General features: G+C 63.7%; 12 protein-coding genes and 5 pseudogenes. 5 read left to right on the top strand and 12 right to left on the bottom strand.

From position 1 onward, the window contains the following. Positions 1-10: 10 nt before the first annotated feature. Positions 11-238, bottom strand: coding sequence for a hypothetical protein (locus AC13CN_RS12360; protein WP_062374717.1), 228 nt, complete (start codon positions 236-238; stop codon positions 11-13). 170 nt (positions 239-408) lie between these two features. Between AC13CN_RS12360 and AC13CN_RS12355 the strand changes: the two genes are divergently transcribed. Then, positions 409-1,989 (top strand): ATP-binding protein, encoded by a 1,581-nt coding sequence (locus AC13CN_RS12355; protein WP_172515518.1) that lies wholly within the window; start codon positions 409-411, stop codon positions 1,987-1,989. Positions 1,990-2,010: 21 nt separating this feature from the next. On the opposite strand, the gene AC13CN_RS12350 is transcribed toward AC13CN_RS12355, so the two are convergent. The 3 genes and pseudogenes from AC13CN_RS12350 to ltrA form a co-directional block, all read right to left on the bottom strand. Next, positions 2,011-2,187, bottom strand: coding sequence for a hypothetical protein (locus AC13CN_RS12350; RefSeq protein WP_289099616.1), 177 nt, complete (start codon positions 2,185-2,187; stop codon positions 2,011-2,013). 46 nt (positions 2,188-2,233) lie between these two features. Beyond that, positions 2,234-2,765, bottom strand: a pseudogene (locus AC13CN_RS12345) (helix-turn-helix domain-containing protein); the annotation flags it as partial. A 25-nt stretch (positions 2,766-2,790) separates the two neighbouring features. Beyond that, complete coding sequence (ltrA, locus tag AC13CN_RS12340; RefSeq protein WP_483053181.1) at positions 2,791-3,744, bottom strand: group II intron reverse transcriptase/maturase; 954 nt, start codon at positions 3,742-3,744, stop codon at positions 2,791-2,793. 509 nt (positions 3,745-4,253) lie between these two features. Here ltrA and AC13CN_RS12335 point away from each other — a divergent pair. Together AC13CN_RS12335 and ugpC are read left to right on the top strand one after the other, a co-directional pair. Next, positions 4,254-5,267 (top strand): ABC transporter ATP-binding protein, encoded by a 1,014-nt coding sequence (locus tag AC13CN_RS12335; RefSeq protein WP_483053180.1) that lies wholly within the window; start codon positions 4,254-4,256, stop codon positions 5,265-5,267. 16 nt (positions 5,268-5,283) lie between these two features. Then, complete coding sequence (ugpC, locus tag AC13CN_RS12330) at positions 5,284-6,399, top strand: sn-glycerol-3-phosphate ABC transporter ATP-binding protein UgpC (protein ID WP_483053179.1); 1,116 nt, start codon at positions 5,284-5,286, stop codon at positions 6,397-6,399. Positions 6,400-6,517: 118 nt separating this feature from the next. Here the strand turns inward: ugpC and AC13CN_RS12325 are convergent, their stop codons facing one another. The 6 genes and pseudogenes from AC13CN_RS12325 to malE all read right to left on the bottom strand — a co-directional run bounded on the left by AC13CN_RS12325 (position 6,518) and on the right by malE (position 12,808). Then, positions 6,518-6,916, bottom strand: a complete 399-nt coding sequence (locus tag AC13CN_RS12325; RefSeq protein ID WP_228219778.1) for a DUF1993 family protein — start codon at positions 6,914-6,916, stop codon at positions 6,518-6,520. Between the two features lie 180 nt (positions 6,917-7,096). Then, on the bottom strand, positions 7,097-8,020 hold the full coding sequence (locus AC13CN_RS12320; RefSeq protein WP_483053178.1) for a MalM family protein: 924 nt from the start codon (positions 8,018-8,020) through the stop codon (positions 7,097-7,099). A 107-nt stretch (positions 8,021-8,127) separates the two neighbouring features. Further along, on the bottom strand, positions 8,128-9,447 hold the full coding sequence (locus tag AC13CN_RS12315; protein WP_483053177.1) for a maltoporin: 1,320 nt from the start codon (positions 9,445-9,447) through the stop codon (positions 8,128-8,130). Between the two features lie 145 nt (positions 9,448-9,592). Next, positions 9,593-10,258 (bottom strand): annotated as a pseudogene (gene malG, locus AC13CN_RS12310) (maltose ABC transporter permease MalG); the annotation flags it as partial. 25 nt (positions 10,259-10,283) lie between these two features. Further along, positions 10,284-11,858, bottom strand: a complete 1,575-nt coding sequence (malF, locus tag AC13CN_RS12305) for a maltose ABC transporter permease MalF (RefSeq protein ID WP_298250431.1) — start codon at positions 11,856-11,858, stop codon at positions 10,284-10,286. A 62-nt stretch (positions 11,859-11,920) separates the two neighbouring features. Next, positions 11,921-12,808 carry a maltose/maltodextrin ABC transporter substrate-binding protein MalE gene (gene malE, locus AC13CN_RS12300; RefSeq protein ID WP_244154936.1) on the bottom strand — a complete coding sequence of 296 codons (888 nt, stop codon included), beginning with the start codon at positions 12,806-12,808 and terminating at the stop codon, positions 11,921-11,923. A 3-nt stretch (positions 12,809-12,811) separates the two neighbouring features. Between malE and AC13CN_RS12295 the strand changes: the two are divergent. Further along, positions 12,812-14,207 (top strand): annotated as a pseudogene (locus AC13CN_RS12295) (alpha-amylase family glycosyl hydrolase); the annotation flags it as partial. A 141-nt stretch (positions 14,208-14,348) separates the two neighbouring features. Further along, positions 14,349-15,371 (top strand): annotated as a pseudogene (locus AC13CN_RS12290) (LacI family DNA-binding transcriptional regulator); the annotation flags it as partial. A gap of 18 nt (positions 15,372-15,389) precedes the next feature. On the opposite strand, the pseudogene AC13CN_RS12285 reads toward AC13CN_RS12290, so the two are convergent. Beyond that, positions 15,390-15,557: pseudogene (locus AC13CN_RS12285) on the bottom strand (IS3 family transposase); the annotation flags it as partial. 95 nt (positions 15,558-15,652) lie between these two features. Continuing rightward, positions 15,653-15,868 (bottom strand): hypothetical protein (locus tag AC13CN_RS12280; protein ID WP_483053176.1); only part of this gene is annotated, 216 nt, incomplete at its 5' end.

Genomic DNA, 15,868 nt, shown 5'->3' with positions numbered 1-15,868 from the left:
GGTAATTGAATCAGCCCAGAGTTGAGAAATGCAAGGAGGTCAAGCACGAGAGATAGAAGCAACGATTCTCGTTTACTCTATGGAGATCGACTCCCTGTAAGATAAACTCCTTGCACAAGGAAACCAGCATGTTCGAGGTCAAGGGTGCCACTTTCGTTTCGAGATCAACGGCAAATGCCTGCTGCATTCTGTGGCGCACCGTTTCAAAGAGGGCAAGATCTACGGGTTGATCGGCCATAACTCTACTCGTCGATTTGATCAATGATCTACACCCAGACTTACCGAATATTGCCTCGGTAGACATACTCAACCCGACGAGGCTGCTCCGCGATATAGTACGCGTTATGCCAAGCCGCTGGGCATGCTAAACTGCTATTTGTATCGCTGTTTTTTGCTCTGGAGGCCGCCGTGACGAATTCCCACCGCCGTAAGTTACCCATCGGGATTCAGACGTTCTCGGATATCCGCGAGGGCAACTATTACTACGTCGATAAAACCCCGCATATCGAGCGTTTGGTTAATCAGAACAAATACTATTTCCTATCGCGGCCGCGCCGCTTCGGCAAAAGCCTGTTGCTGGATACCCTGCGCTGCCTGTTTGAAGGCCGCCAAGCGCTATTTGAAGGGCTCTATATTCATGATAGGTGGGACTGGCAGCAGCGCTACCCGGTGATTCGTATTAGCTTTGCCGATGGAGTGATGCAGAGCCGTGAAGGGCTGGACGAGCGTATTCGTGAGCAGTTAAGGGTTCAACGCGAGCAGTTCGGCATTACTCAGCATCATAAAACCGATATACCGGGTGAATTTTCTGCCCTAATCCGCGCCGCCCACCAGCAGAGCGGCCAGCGGGTGGTTGTGCTGATCGATGAGTACGACAAACCGATTCTGGATAATATCCTGGTGTCGGAGCGCGCCCGAGAACTACGCGAGGGCCTGAAAAACCTTTACAGCGTTATCAAAGACGCCGACCCGCACTTGCACTTTGTGCTGCTTACCGGTGTTTCCAAGTTCAGCAAGGTCAGTCTGTTTTCGGGCTTGAACAATCTGCGCGATATTACCCTGTCGCCCGACTATGCGACCCTTTGTGGCTATACCGATGACGACATTGATACAGTATTTGAACCCGAACTGTCTGGGTTAGACCGTCAGGAAATCAAACAGTGGTATAACGGCTATCGTTGGGGTGGCCGAGAGGTTACGTCTGTCTACAATCCCTTCGATGTACTGTTGCTGTTCCAAGAACAAGAGTTCGGCCCGTACTGGTTTGAGTCTGCGACGCCGACGTTTTTGGTCGATATCCTCAAGCAGCGGGGAGTGTTTACCCCTCGATTGGAGACCTTACAGGCAAAAGCGCAGTTGCTAGGGCGCTTTGATGTGGATGACATCACCACCGAAGGGCTACTTTTTCAAACGGGTTATATCACCATTAAGGACGTGCAGGAGCCCATACTGGGCTATCGCCTCTATACGCTAGGCTTTCCGAATCGAGAGGTGGAAAGCAGTCTCAACGATTTATTGCTACCGGTACTGGGTATCAACGCAAGCGAGGCACAAACCCATCAACTGGCGTTATTCGATATTTTTCAGCGCCATGATCTGGCTGCTTTGGAAGCTCATCTCAAAGCCCTTTATGCAGGACTCCCCCACGACTGGTACCGCAACAATCCCATTGCCCAATATGAAGGCCACTATGCCAGTGTCTTCTATAGCCACTTTGCCGCTCTGGGGCTGGATGTGACGGTGGAAGATGCCAGCCACCACGGCAAGGTGGATATGAGTGTGGACGTTGGTGGGCATATTTACCTGTTTGAGTTTAAGGTGGTCGAACAACTGCCAGAAGGTAAAGCGCTGACGCAAATCAAATACAAGGGCTATGCCGATAAGCACCGCGCCTCCGGCAAACCCATACACCTGATCGGCGTGGAGTTTTCCAGCACCCAGCGCCAGATTGTAGCGTTTGAGGTGGAGACCTTGGTTAAAAGCTCTTGAACCATCCCTGGCTCAACAACCCTACGGCGGTTCGATTGCCTCCATTTCCACACTAGTCGGCTGCTCACCATCTAGCTGCTCTGTCGCCAACAGCTTGCCACTCTCCAGCCGCACCAACCTATCCGCGAGGTGGAAATAGCGGTCATCGTGGGTGATCACCAGCACCGCTTTGCCCATGCGTTTTAGCTCGAGCAACACCTCGCAGTAAAACACCTCTTTGAATAACGGATCCTGATCCGCCGCCGAGGAATACCGTCACGTAACGCTGGCCGCGCCGAGAGGCGGTTTCGTCGACGCCGACGGTGGCCACGTTGCTCAAATCCAGCTCCCCCAGCATGCATGCGGCCGACGTAGTGGTGCACGATGCGCCACAGCCGCTTGTCGGAGATCTCCAGCTGCCGGGAGACGGCCAGTACCGGCATCTCCTTGACCAGCGACATGGCGGCTTGCTCGAACAGCAGGGTGAAGTCGCTGCCTGGCCGCGCCCAAGGCACCTCAATGCGCTTGACGCCATGTACGGGGCACTTAGTGCGAGGCACGCGGGCATGCAGGTAGCAGTGGTGCTGGAAGAAATTGAGGTGCCGCCAGGTCTTGTCGGCGAAGTCGTGAGCCGGGCAGGCCTTGCCGCACTCAGGACAGGGGTAGAGGCTGCCTCGCTCGGCCTCGACGTAGAGGTCCAGGCGATGGGGTGACACGGAGGTATCCAGGTGCTGGTCCTTGAGGATCCAGGGCGCTTCCAGGCCCAGGCCGAGGGTCAGAATCTGGGTGCCGTCCATGCCATGCCTCCTGTCGTCGTGGAGGTCATATCCTGGCCCAGCTCAGGGGGCGAATTCCACACCCAACGACGAAGAGCCCACTTTTGTGGCGGTTGACCGTCAGCCGGAGTGAGTTCTCGAGAAAATCACTCAGGCTGGCCATGACGCGCTCGCCCGCTCGCCGACTCCTGACATACACCTGCAGGTCGTCGGCGTAGCGGCAGAAGCGGTGGCCGCGACGCTCCAGCTCCTTGTCCACGTCATCCAGCAGAATATTCGCCAGCAGCGGACTCAGCGGTCCGCCCTGGGGTGTTCCCTGCTGGCGTGGCGCAGCCAGACCGTCCTGGAACATCCCGGCTTCCAGGTAGCGGCGGATCAGGCGCCGTACCCGCTTGTCGCGGATACGGCGCGCGACCCGCGCCATCAGCAGGTCGTGGTTCACCCGGTCAAAGAAGGCTTTCAGGTCAAGATCGACCACCCAACGGTGGCCGGCCGCCACATAGGCCTTCATCGCCGAGACGGCCTGCTGGGCACTGCGCCCTGGCCTGTATCCGTAGCTCGATGCCGAGAATGTCGGATCGAAGATCGGCGTCAGTACCTGAAGCAGCGCCTGCTGGATCAGCCGGTCGGTCACCGTGGGGATGCCGAGCTGCCGCGTCCCGCCCTTGGGCTTGGGAATCTCGACGGCCCGGATCGGGCTGGGATGATACTCACCGGCCAGCAGCCGCTCACGCAGCGTCGGCCAGTACTGTTTCAGGTGATCGGCCAGCTGGTCCACCGTCATGCCATCGGCACCCGGTGCGCCTTGGTTGGCAACCACCTTCCGGTAAGCCCGCGCCATGTTGGCCTTCGCTACCACGGCCTCCATGAGCGGGGCGGGCTCCGCTTTCGTCCACGATGACGACGCCGGGACCGTCTCGACGCCCACCGGCCGGGACTCAGGGTTCCGCCCCTGCCCCTCTGGGTGGGTGACGGTATCAGCGTCAGTGTCTGTCTTCATGATCGATCCTCGAGACGTCATCGCCTACTCGCGGTTCTTCATGTTCGGCCCTTGGTGCCGGGGTGAATCGGCACTTACTATGGCCTCTGCTGACGTCTGGTGATCCATCCCGTCGCCTCTCGACGCCGGTAGCACCGTGGCAGACCACCAGACCTCCCAGGGTAAGACGCGCGACCTTCCCGCTTATGCCTGTCGGATTTACGTCATGGCGTTCCGTGCAAGTATCGGGCTTTGGTGATGCGTGCCACCTCACCCCGCCATGACGCCTCGTATCCGCTTCCTGTTCGTCAGGCCAGCGTTTTGCCTCGGGCTGCCTTCAGATTCTCCCTCGCGGGAGACACCCTTGCCGTCGGCTAGCACTTCCCCTTGCCGGGCGTGCAGGGGACTTTCACCTCCAAGTCATTCCAAGGCACCACCCTTGGAAACAGCGCCAGTCAGGCGCTGCGCGCCATGCCTGGCGCACACACATCATCAAGGACGTCGACCTCAAGGTCGGCGACGGCGAGTTCGTGGTCTTCGTCGGCCCCTCGGGCTGCGGCAAGTCGACCCTGCTGCGCCTGATCGCCGGGCTCGAGTCGATCAGCGACGGCGAGCTCAGGATCGCCGACGACGTGGTCAACGACCTGCCGCCCCGCGAGCGCGGCGTGGGCATGGTCTTCCAGTCCTACGCCCTCTACCCGCACATGACGGTCTACGAGAACATGGCCTTCGGCCTCAAGCTGACCAAGATGGCCAACGAGACCGTCGATGAGCGCGTGATGGCCACGGCCCGCATCCTGCAGCTCGAGGAGCTGCTGCACCGCAAGCCCAAGGAGCTCTCCGGCGGCCAGCGCCAGCGCGTGGCCATGGGGCGCGCCATGGCCCGGGAGCCGCGCATCCTGCTGTTCGACGAGCCGCTCTCCAACCTGGACGCCTCGCTGCGCGTGCAGATGCGCAACGAGATCGCCCGCCTGCACCACCGCCTGGGCTCCACCATGATCTACGTCACCCACGACCAGGTGGAGGCGATGACCCTGGCGGACAAGATCGTGGTACTGCGCGACGGTCGCATCGAGCAGGTCGGCAGCCCCCAGACGCTCTACCAGCAGCCGGCCACCAGGTTCGTCGCCGGCTTCATCGGCTCGCCCACCATGAACTTCATGCCGGCCGAACTGCTCGGCGGGAACGAGGAGGGCTGTCGGGTCCAGGCCCCGGGGCTCGGCGAGCTGTCGCTGCCCCAGGACGCCAGCGGCCAAGGGCCCGGCGCCGAGCTGTCGCTGGGCGTGCGCCCCGAGCACCTGCGGCTGGCCGAGGCCGAGGGCGACAACCGCTTCGAGATCGTCAACGTCGAGTACCTGGGCAACGAGGTCTATGTCTATCTCGAGCCACGGGAAGGCGACACCCTGCTGATCCACCGCAGCGAAGCGCCCAGCGACTGGCAGGTCGGCCAGGACGTCGCTCTGCGCGTCGATGTCGAGCATACTCACCTGTTCGACGCCTCCGACCGGACACTGGCCATCGCCACGCAGCGCCACGCTGCCTGACAGGGAGACATCACCAATGGGACACCTGACACTCACCGGCATCGGCAAGGACTACGACGGCGTCGAAGTCTCGCGAGACATCGACCTGAGCATCGAGGATGGCGAATTCGTGGTCTTCGTCGGCCCCTCCGGCTGCGGCAAGTCGACGCTGCTGCGCATGATCGCCGGCCTGGAAGAGATCAGCCGGGGCGAGATGTGCCTGGACGGCGAGCGTCTCAACGAGACGCCGCCCCAGGAGCGCGATATCGGCATGGTCTTCCAGTCCTACGCGCTCTATCCCCACATGACGGTGGCGGAAAACATGGCCTTCGGGCTGAAGCTCGCCCACGCCGACAAGGCCGAGATCAAGCAACGGGTCGAGGCCGCCGCCCACCCCCTGCAGCTATCGCCACTGCTGGATCGCCGCCCCAAGGCACTGTCCGGCGGCCAGCGCCAGCGGGTGGCCATCGGCCGCACCCTGGTCAAGCAGCCCCGGGTATTCCTGTTCGACGAGCCGCTGTCCAACCTCGACGCCTCGCTGCGCGTCGAGATGCGCGTACAGCTCGCCGAACTGCATCGCCGACTCGGCGCCACCATGGTCTACGTCACCCACGACCAGGTCGAGGCCATGACCCTGGCGGACCGGATCGTCCTGCTCAGCAGCGGTCGCATCGCCCAGGTCGGCGCGCCGCTGACGCTCTACCACTTCCCCGAGAGCCTGGAAGTCGCCGCCTTCATCGGCTCTCCCCGCATCAACACCCTACCGGTCACGGTCATCGATCCCGGCAAGCGGCGCACCGGCGTGCGACTGCCCAACGGCGAGACACTGCCCGTGGCGGTGGATGGTTCGCGCCTGACGGAGGGCGACACGGCCACCCTGGGCATTCGTGCCGAGGATTTCGTCACGCCGGATACGGCCGATGCCCTGCTGCAAGGTCGCCTGGGCGTCGCAGAACGGCTCGGCTACGAGACCCTCGCCCACATCGACGTGGACGGTGTCGAAGGCACCGTGACCCAACGTCTCGACCGTCTGGCGTGCCTCGAGCCCCGACAAGCCCTGACACTGGGCCTGTCCGGCGAGCAGTGCCATCTGTTCGATGCCGAGGGTCAAGCCTGTCCCCGCCAGGTGGAGATCCCCGGCATCGCCCGATGACGCGGGCGGCTCGCGTCCGCCCCGGTGCGCCGCACCGGGGCCTCCCGGGTGCCTGGCGGGCCTGACACCGAGCGACTGCTGATCCGGCTTCTCGTCACGATCGGCCAGGCCCGTCAGGCTACTGGAGAAAGGAGAAGCCGGGCGGATACCGGTGATAGCCATCGAAATCCTCCTTGCCCAGCGGCACGCCCTCCGCCCTGGCGATGGCATAGACCATCGACAAGTGGAAGAAGAAGTTCGGCAGGGCGAAGGCCTGGACGTATTCGTCCATGGGCAGGGAGATGACCGCGTGTCCCGCCGTGTCCTCGCCCAGCGGCGAGTCCCCGGGATCCCGGGGAATGGAAAGCGCCAGGATGAACTCACGGCTGCGATCGAGCTGCTCCCGGACGCTGGCGTAGCGATTGACCTCGCCATCGTCTCGGTCGTCGCCGGCGTCGAAACAGACCTCCGGGACCCTGGCCAGCCGGCAGCAGGCGCGGAGCGCGAAGTTTGCCGCGATCCTGGCCTGGGTGTGCAAGGGGACATATCCGGCGCCAGGCTGGCCTGCAGAATGCCGTGTCGCGCCGTATCGTGTCGTTCGATCTTCTCCATGAGCGCTGTCAGGCGCTCCAGATAGTGAACCAGGGTGTCCTGAACCGTCACGGTTATCCCTCCTCTCCCTCGTCGCGTCTCTTCCCGCCAGCGCCGGCGATGGTCGTCAGCGCCGCTCCAGGCGTTCCGCCAGCCAACGCCGGGTGCCCGATTCTCCTTCACGTTCGGCATGCTCGGCCAGTGTCATCGCCAGCTCCAGGTCACCGCTATCCAGGGCGGCCCGGATCATGCGTCGCCAGTCGAGGGGCGCCGAATCGACCGGCTCGTGCTCAGGAGGTGGCTCGGCCTGTGTCGGGCTCGTCGGCACCGTCTCGGCGCCACCGCTGCCCAGCAGTGGCGCCAGCAGACCATCACTCTCGCCCAGCGGCCTCACCCGCAGCGATACCTCGCCACTGGCCAGGTGCGGCGCCACCGGATCGACCACCGCCGGCTCGGCGAGATGACGCGCCCGTGCCTGGGCTCGCGCCGGGTGCAGCAGTTCGCTTTCCGCGGCCCGAGCGGCATCGGACGTCAGGACCACCAGCCGGTCGGCCCGGGCCGAGGGCGTGATACCGAAGCTCAGGTAGAGGCGGTCGTCGTTCAGGCCCCGTGTCGGCTGGTAGGTGAACTCCCGCCAGTCGAAGCGGCGCTGTATCGCGCCCGTCTCGTCGAGGATCAACACCAGGGGGGCGAACAGTGACAGATGCCCCTGGTCGTCGCGCCACACACGGCTGATCAGCTCCAGGCGCAGCGGCCCCATGCCGCGCGGCAGCTCCATGGCGTGAAAGGGGCTGGGACCAGTATCGAAGCGGTGAATCGGCGTCTCGGGGCCGAAGCACAAGGTTCGCTCGTCATGGCCGGCCAGCGGCGATAACGGCAGGGAATCGAGCCCTCGACAGCAATCGCTGGCGCGCTCGAGCCAGGCCTCGTCGGGCCGGTGTTCGGTGGCCGAAGGCGTCGTCGTGGCGCAGCCGCCGAGCAGCAGCGCTCCCAGGGCGCCTGCCAGGGCGAGACGGCGTTTGGCCGCCCTGCGGGAAACTTCGATGGACATATCATGACCTCGTGGGGTGGCAGGAAAGCGGTGACAAGGAAAAATGCCGGTGCCCCAGGGCACCGGCCAACGATCAGCAAACTGTCATCTCACGCCATGCGTGAGGCTTACCACCAGGCCTCGGCCTGTAGCCCCACGGTCACGCCGTCGTACTCGCCCATGTCGATGGACTCGCTGGCAGCGTTGTAGACATCACCATCCCAGTTGGCATAAGTCACGAAAGCGCGCAGCACCGGACGCGCGAAGGCCCCGCGTCCCGCCGACCACTGCTGGGCCAGGGTCAGTTTGGTCAGGTCGGCGGTTTCCATGCCGTCATCCTGAGGGTCGACACGGTCATAGCCGAGTTCCAGCGCCGTGCTCTGGGTGTCGGTCCAGTAATAGGTCGGTCGAACGCCGGCCGACAGCCAGGTCTGCCCCTGGCCGTTGTCCAGGTCACGGTCCTCGTAGATGGCGGCGTAGAGCATGTCGATATCCGGTGTCAGGTTGACCTGACCGTGATTGAGCACGCGAATCATGTCGCCTTCCGGCGTGGTCGACGCCGTGTTGGCACGACCGGAACCGCCGATGATGCCGTCGGTGGCATACTGCACCGCGAACTTGTTGTAACCACCGAACCAATCGCCCTGGGTGTGCTGCAGGGTCACCATGTACCCCTTCTTGGGATCGATGCCGGCGCGGTCCTGGGCATCGGTGAGCGTTGCCGCGCCATAGTCGTAGCCGATCTCGAGGCTACCGCCCGGATTGGTCGCGATGTCCGCCAGGCGAATGTCGAGGGTGTTGTTGGCGAGGTTCTGGCGCCCATCGGGGAACTCGGTGTCCTCGCTGGTGTTGCGCAACCAGGCCAGGCTCAACTTGCCGAAGCCCAGGTCGATGTTCTCGATACCGCCACCGGGCCCCGAGAGGTCCCAGTAGTAGTAGTCGTTCAAGTGGATGTCATGGCGCTGGTAGTAGCGCTTGCCGGCCCAGAGGGTCGCGTTGGGCAGTGCCTCGATCACCCCGGTCGCCTGGACGTTGAGCTGGCGCAGCGCCATGGTGTTGCCATCGTCGCTTTCGCTGTCCAGGGCCTCGAAGTCGTTGGCCTGCTCGTTGACGTAGGCCACCAGGCTGTCGAAATAGAAGGTCTTGCCGTCCTTCTCGTAGAGCGTCGAGCCCAGGCCCAGCTCGGCGTAGGTCTCGCACTCGTTGCCGAGGCGGTACTTGGCCGGCGCGCCGGCTGCCTGGAAGCACGCCTGGTCGCCACCGCCGGTGGTCGAGCCGATTCCCGAGCGACCATAGCCGTGGAAGTCGACGTCGGCGGCCTGTGCAGCCCCGGTCGCTCCCAGGGCGATGGCGGCGGTCAGGGTGGAGAGCGTAAAGCGTCGTGTCCTGAGTGAGGTCATGATGATCCCTTTCTTGTTGTGTATGGCAAAGCCGGGCTTGAAACCCATGCGCTCTTGAAGCCCGGTCGGGCGTTAGCGGCGACGGCTCCCTGACGGGATGCCGCCGTACTGTGTCGGAAAGGAGGCGCCCTGTTATCCTCCCCGCCCCATGGATGAGGGGCGGGGGAACGGGGCGTAGGCGATAGTGAGCGGAGGCGAGGATGAACACCACCATCAAAATCGGCACCGACAGCGGCAGCAGGATGTGCCGGAACGCCTGCCAGGTGCTCGCTCCATCGATCATGGCGGCCTCCTCCAGGGAGCCGTCGATGGATTCGAAGTAGCCCTTGATGGTCCAGATATGCAGGGCCACAGCGCCGAGCGAAGCGAGAATCAGCGAGCCATGGGAGTTGATGCCGAGCCAGGGCACCAGTTGGCCGAGCCGGTCGAACAGCGCATAAAGCGCCACCAGCGACAGCACTGGCGGGAACATCTGGAAAATCAGCATCCCCTTGAGCAGCCCCGCCTTGCCGCGAAAGCGCATACGGGCGAAGGCATAGGCACTGGTAGTGGCGAGCAACAGGATCAGCACCGAGGACACCGCCGCCACCTTGACCGAATTCCAGAGCCACAAGAGCACCGGAAACGGTGGCTGTACGACGCTGCCATCGGCGCGCTCCCAGGGAATCCCCAGCGCCAGAGACCAGTGCTCCAGGGAGAAGCGTTCGGGAATCAGGTTGCCGGTGGCAAAATTGCCCTCGCGAAAGGAGATCGAGATCACCAGCAGCAAGGGAAATGCCACCAGGGCGACAACACCCAGCAGGGCGAGATGCGCGGCCAGCTTGCGCGCACGGATGGAACGCGGTTGAACCATGGCCATGGAAGAATCCTCCTGGAATCCGGACCTACACCTCGACCCGGGAGAGCCGCAGGTTGAGCAACGACAATCCCATCACCAGCAGGAAGATCAGGGTGGCGATGGCCGCTGCCAGCCCGAAGTCCTGCCCGGCATCCTGGAAGGCGATGCGATAGGTGTAGCTGACCAGCAGGTCGGTGGTGCCTGCCGGCGTACTCGCCCCGAGAATGTCCGGGCTGCCGCCGGTGAGCAGGGTGATCAGCACGAAATTGTTGAAGTTGAAGGCGAAGGCAGCGATCAGCAGCGGTGTCAGCGGCTTGATGATCAGCGGCAGGGTGATCCGGAACATGTTGGTCAGGGGCCCCCCGCCATCCACCGCCGAGGCTTCATACAGATCACGCGGCACCGACTGCAAGAGCCCCATGCACAACAGCAGCATGTAGGGATACCCCAGCCAGGTATTGACGATCAGCAGCATGGTCCTGGCCATGGCCGGATCGGTGAACCAGTTAGGACGGATGCCGAACAACCCTTCGAGGATCAGGTTTATCTCACCGTAGGACTGGTTGAACATGCCCTTGAAGATCAGGATCGAGATGAAGGCCGGCACGGCATAGGGCAGGATCAGCAGCGTGCGATACACGGCCTTGCCCCGCAGTTGCTCCCACTGCAGCAACGAGGCCAGCACGAAGCCCACCGCCAGGGTGAAGAGCACCGTGAGACCGGCGAAGACGAAGGTCCAGACGAAGATGGCCAGGAAGGGGCCCCGCACGTCGGGATCCAGCAGCACGCGTGCGTAATTGTCCAGCCCCACCGCCACCGGCCAGCCCGGTGTCAGGCGTTCGCCCTCGCCGTCGACGAAGAAACCATGCTCGCGATCCGGCGTCAGTCGAGTCCCGTCACGTAGATCGGTGAGGCTGCCATCGGGGTTTTCCGTGTAGCGCGGCAGAATCGGCGCGAAGTGCCGCAAGCCGGCCATGCGCAGCTCGACGCCCTCGGGAGTGGTCAGTACCAGTCGCTGGAGGCGCTCGCGCTCGGCGATCACCTCGCGCATGCCCAGGACCTCTCCAGCCGGTGGCGACTGGGCGGGATGCACCGCCAGGGAGCCTCCCGACTCGCTGTCGACCAGGGGCTCGGATATCAGGCGCGACGCCCCGATACTCGTCTCTTCCCCCTGGGCCTCGAGATAGAGCCGGACACGCTCGCCTTCGCGGTAAAGCCGGAAATCGAAGGCGCTGCCCTCGGCCTGATAGGTACGCTCGAGAAACTGGGCACGCACCCGCTCCTCACTGAGCAGGTTGCTCGAACTGTAGTTGCTGAAGCTGATGCCGACGGTATACAGCAGTGGAAAGATCACGAAGACGCCCATGCCGGCCAGTGCCGGGAAGACGTAGCGATGACTCATCAGCTCGCGCTTGCCGAACACTACCGCCAGGGAAGCCCCCAGCACCAGGAACAGCAACGCGAACATCCACTGCCCCCGCAGGTGGAACGCCACCACCAGCCACAGCAAGGATACCACCAGCGCCGCCACCAGGGCGCGGGAAATCCAACGGCGATAGCGCTCGGCAAGGGAGCGGGAACGATGGCGCGGCAGGCCGCGTGAAGCATTGGTCGTGAACATGGCCGGTCACCTGCCGCCCGCGACCGGACCGGAGCCAGGACGCGGACGAATGTTGGGAAGGATCACTGAATCGAGGTACGCATGCGCTCGGCGGCAGCATCGAGTGCGGCCTGTGGCGCCTGGCGGCCACTGCCGATGTTCTGCAGCGCCGGCTCCATGGCCGACCAGAAGGCCCCCATCTCGGGAATGTTGGGCATGGGGTCGCCGATCTCGGCGTTGGCCAGGGTGGCCGCGATATTGGGGTTCTCGCCCAGTTCCGCCTGATAGGCCCGATGCGCCACCGCGCCCAGCGAACCGTCACTGTTGAAGGTCCGCAGCCCTTCTTCATCGAGCAGGTAGCCCTCGAGGAATTCGGTGGCCAGGAAATCGTTGGGCGAAGCGGCATTGATCATGGCCGCGGTCACCCCGAACAGCGGCTTCGCCCTTTTCTCCCCTACCTTGGGCAGCGGCGCCACGCCGAAGTCGATGCCGCTCTTTTCCAGGTTGCTCCAGGCCCAGGGGCCGCTGATCATGGTCGCCACCTCGCCACGATTGAAGCGCGAGGCCATGACGTTGTAGTCGGTTCCCTCGGGCAGCACGCCGGAGTCGATCAGCTCGCGCAGGCGTTGCGCGCCCTCCACGGCCCCGGCATTGTTGACGCCGATGTCGCCGACGTCATATCCCTCGGCGGTCCGCTTGTAGGGATAACCACCATTGGCGGCCAGCAGGGGCCAGCCGTAATAGGGTTCGCCGTAGTCGAACAGGATCGCCTTCTTGCCCTCCTCGCTCAGTTCGGCGTCGAGCTCGGCCAGGGCCTCGAAACTTTCCGGCGCTGTCTGGACGATATCCTTGTTGTAGATCAGGCCCAGCGACTCCACTGAAATGGGATAACCGTAGGTTTCGCCATTCCAGACCATCGCGTCCCAGGTGAAATCGAAATAGCGCTCGCGATACTCCGTCGACGGCGACATCCGCCCTTCTTCACCTCGCCGATGAAGGACTTCGGCTACGACATCAGCGACTATCGGGACGTCGACCCGCTGTTCGGCACTCTCGAGGACTTCGACCGCCTGGTGGAGGCCGCCCATGCCAGGGGGCTCAAGGTCATCATCGACCAGGTGCTGTCGCACACTTCCGACCAGCATCCCTGGTTCGTCGAGAGCCGTCAGAATCACGACAATCCACGCGCCGACTGGTATGTCTGGGCCGACCCGCGCCCCGATGGCACGCCGCCCACCAACTGGCAATCGATCTTCGGCGGTGCGGCCTGGCAATGGGATACCCGGCGCCGCCAGTACTACCTGCACAATTTCCTGGCCGAGCAGCCCGATCTCAACTTTCGCCATCCCGAGGTCGTCGAGGCCGTCCTCGGCGAAGTGCGTTTCTGGCTGGATCGAGGCGTGGACGGCTTCCGTCTCGACGCCATCAATTTCTGCACCCACGGGGAGCTGCGCGACAACCCGCCACGGGAGGCGCTCGAGGAAGGCTTCATGGGTGTCCGCCCGGACAATCCCTATGCCTTCCAGCACCATCTGCACGACAAGACCCAGCCCGAGAACCTGGCCTTTCTCGAGCGCCTGCGCGCCCTGCTGGACGAATACCCCGGCACCACTTCGGTGGGCGAGGTCGGCGACGACGATTCGCTGACGGTGATGGCCGACTACACCCGGGGCGGCAAGCGGCTGCACATGTGCTATTCCTTCGACCTGCTGGGCGAACGGCAACCATGACGTGACACGGCTGGCCACGCGCTGGAATGCCGAGCAAGACGCGGCGGCCCTGCGCCTCTACATGGCCTTCCTTCTCACCCAGCGCGGCAGTATCTGCCTGTATCAGGGCGAGGAGTTGGGATTGGGCGAAGTGACGTTGGACTTCGACTCCCTGGTCGACCCCGCCGGCATCGCCTTCTGGCCCGCCTACAAGGGACGCGACGGCTGCCGCACCCCGCATCCCTGGCGACACGACGCCGCTCATGGCGGCTTCTCGACGACCGCCCCCTGGCTGCCGATCGCCACCGAGCACCTGGCCCTGGCCGTGGACCGCCAGGAAGACGATCCGGCTTCACTGCTCAACGCCTATCGCGCCTTCCTCGCCTTCCGCCGTCACCATCCCGCCCTGGTCGAGGGCGAGGTCGTTCATCACCCGGTACGCGACGGCGTCATGCGCCTGGAGCGTCGGCACGACGACGAACGCCTCCTGGTGGCCCTCAACTTCACCGACGAGCCCCGCACCCTGCCCGCCCCGACGACCATCACGCCGCTGGACGACGCGCCGTCATGCGTCAACGGCCGATGGGAAGCGGGCAGCGTGACGCTGCCGGCACGAGGCATCGCCATCACTTCGACCGCCGATGGCTGGCCGGATCGCTGACATCGCTCGCCCCGGGCGCTCGGTACCGAATATGGCCGAGCTCCGAAGGGCGGGTCGGAGGATCCGGCACGGCCGGGACTGGGCCAGTCCCGGCCGTGCCGGTATGCTGGGCACCCAACGCATTCGGCATGGAACTCCGCTGTGACACCTCCCTCTCGGCATATCACACTCAAGGACTTGGCCCGCGAACTCGGCGTCTCGACCGCCAGCGTTTCCAACGCCTTCAACCGACCGGACCAGCTCTCGCCGCGCCTGCGCGAGCGTATCCTCAGCGAGGCCCAGCGCCTGGGCTATCAAGGACCGGATGCCCGCGCCCGCACCCTGCGCACCGGCCGCTCGCGGATCATCGCGGTAGTCCTCGCCGAGACCCTGACCTACAGCCTGAACGACGCGGTATCCAGCGAGCTGCTGACCGGGATCGCCGAAGTGCTCGACGATCATGGCCATACCCTGCTGTTGCTATCGGGTCGGCAACCCGGTTCGCGGCAGACCTCCGGCACGGCCAGCATGGCCGACGGTTTCATCGTCTATGGCCTGATGCCGAGCGCGATGCTGCTCAACGAACTGCCCGCCCAGCGCCCCCTGGTCGCCGTGGATTTCAACATCGACGGCCAGCCGATGGTGCACATCGACAATGAGCCCGCCAGTCACGCTATCGCCTGCTATGCCCTGGCGACACCGCCACGGCGCATCGGCGTGCTCGCCCTGCGACTCACCGAGACACCCTGCAACGGGCGGGTGACCGAGGAACAACCCTGGTTGACCGCCGAACGCACCATTACCCGCGCCCGTCTCGATGGCTTCCATCGCGCCTTCGAGGAACACGGCATCGACCCGGCGGCGGTGCCAGTGTGGAATATCGAGGAGAATACCCATGACATCTGCGCTCCGGTGATCGCCTCCATTCTCGACCTGCCCGACGACGAACGGCCGGATCTGCTGCTGTGCATGTCCGACCGCATTGCCCTCACCGCCCTGACCCTGGCCGAGCAGCGTGGCCTGCGCATCCCCGAGGACCTGCGCCTGACCGGCTTCGACGGCATCGCCGAAGGGCAGTACCGCTCGCCGCGCCTGACCACGGTGCGCCAGGACAGCACCGAGAAGGGGCGCATCACCGCACGCATGATCCTCGGCCTCGTCCCCGCCGAACCCAGCCTGCTGGCCACCGAGCTGATCGTCGGTTTTGATCCGCTCGCGTTCAGTAGTGGTCGTGCCTTCTCGATGTACCGTGTCACGTTCGGCCTGACGAACCCAGCTACGCAGAGTCTCCGGTGTACAGCCAATCTTGGGGGCAATGGCGCCGGTAGACGCCCATTGGGTGGGGTAATCGACCGCGTGATCGAAGACCATGCGGACAACCCGCTTAACCTGGATATTGCATAAGACATGAAAAAGGCGGCTGAAAATCGGTTATAATTCAAGCTCCTACACAAGAACCAACCGCCTCAGCCGCCATGACAAAATGTACCACGCCGTCCGCTTCCTTTCCACGCTGCAAAGGCCGTCAGGTCATCGCCCCGTTGAGTTATGGTGATTTCTGGTGTATGGAAGCAGGCTGAAAGGATGGCGTATCCTGTTGGTTGATCACCACCAAGATCACAACCAACAGAGGATGGATACGCCATGTCCAAGTCTAACCTGCATGCTCTTTCACAACCAGA

It is taken from the genome of Vreelandella sp. L-25, from assembly GCF_056857535.1.
The sequence above is the reverse complement of the archived record's forward strand: the minus strand, read 5'-3'. Positions and strand labels throughout refer to the sequence as shown.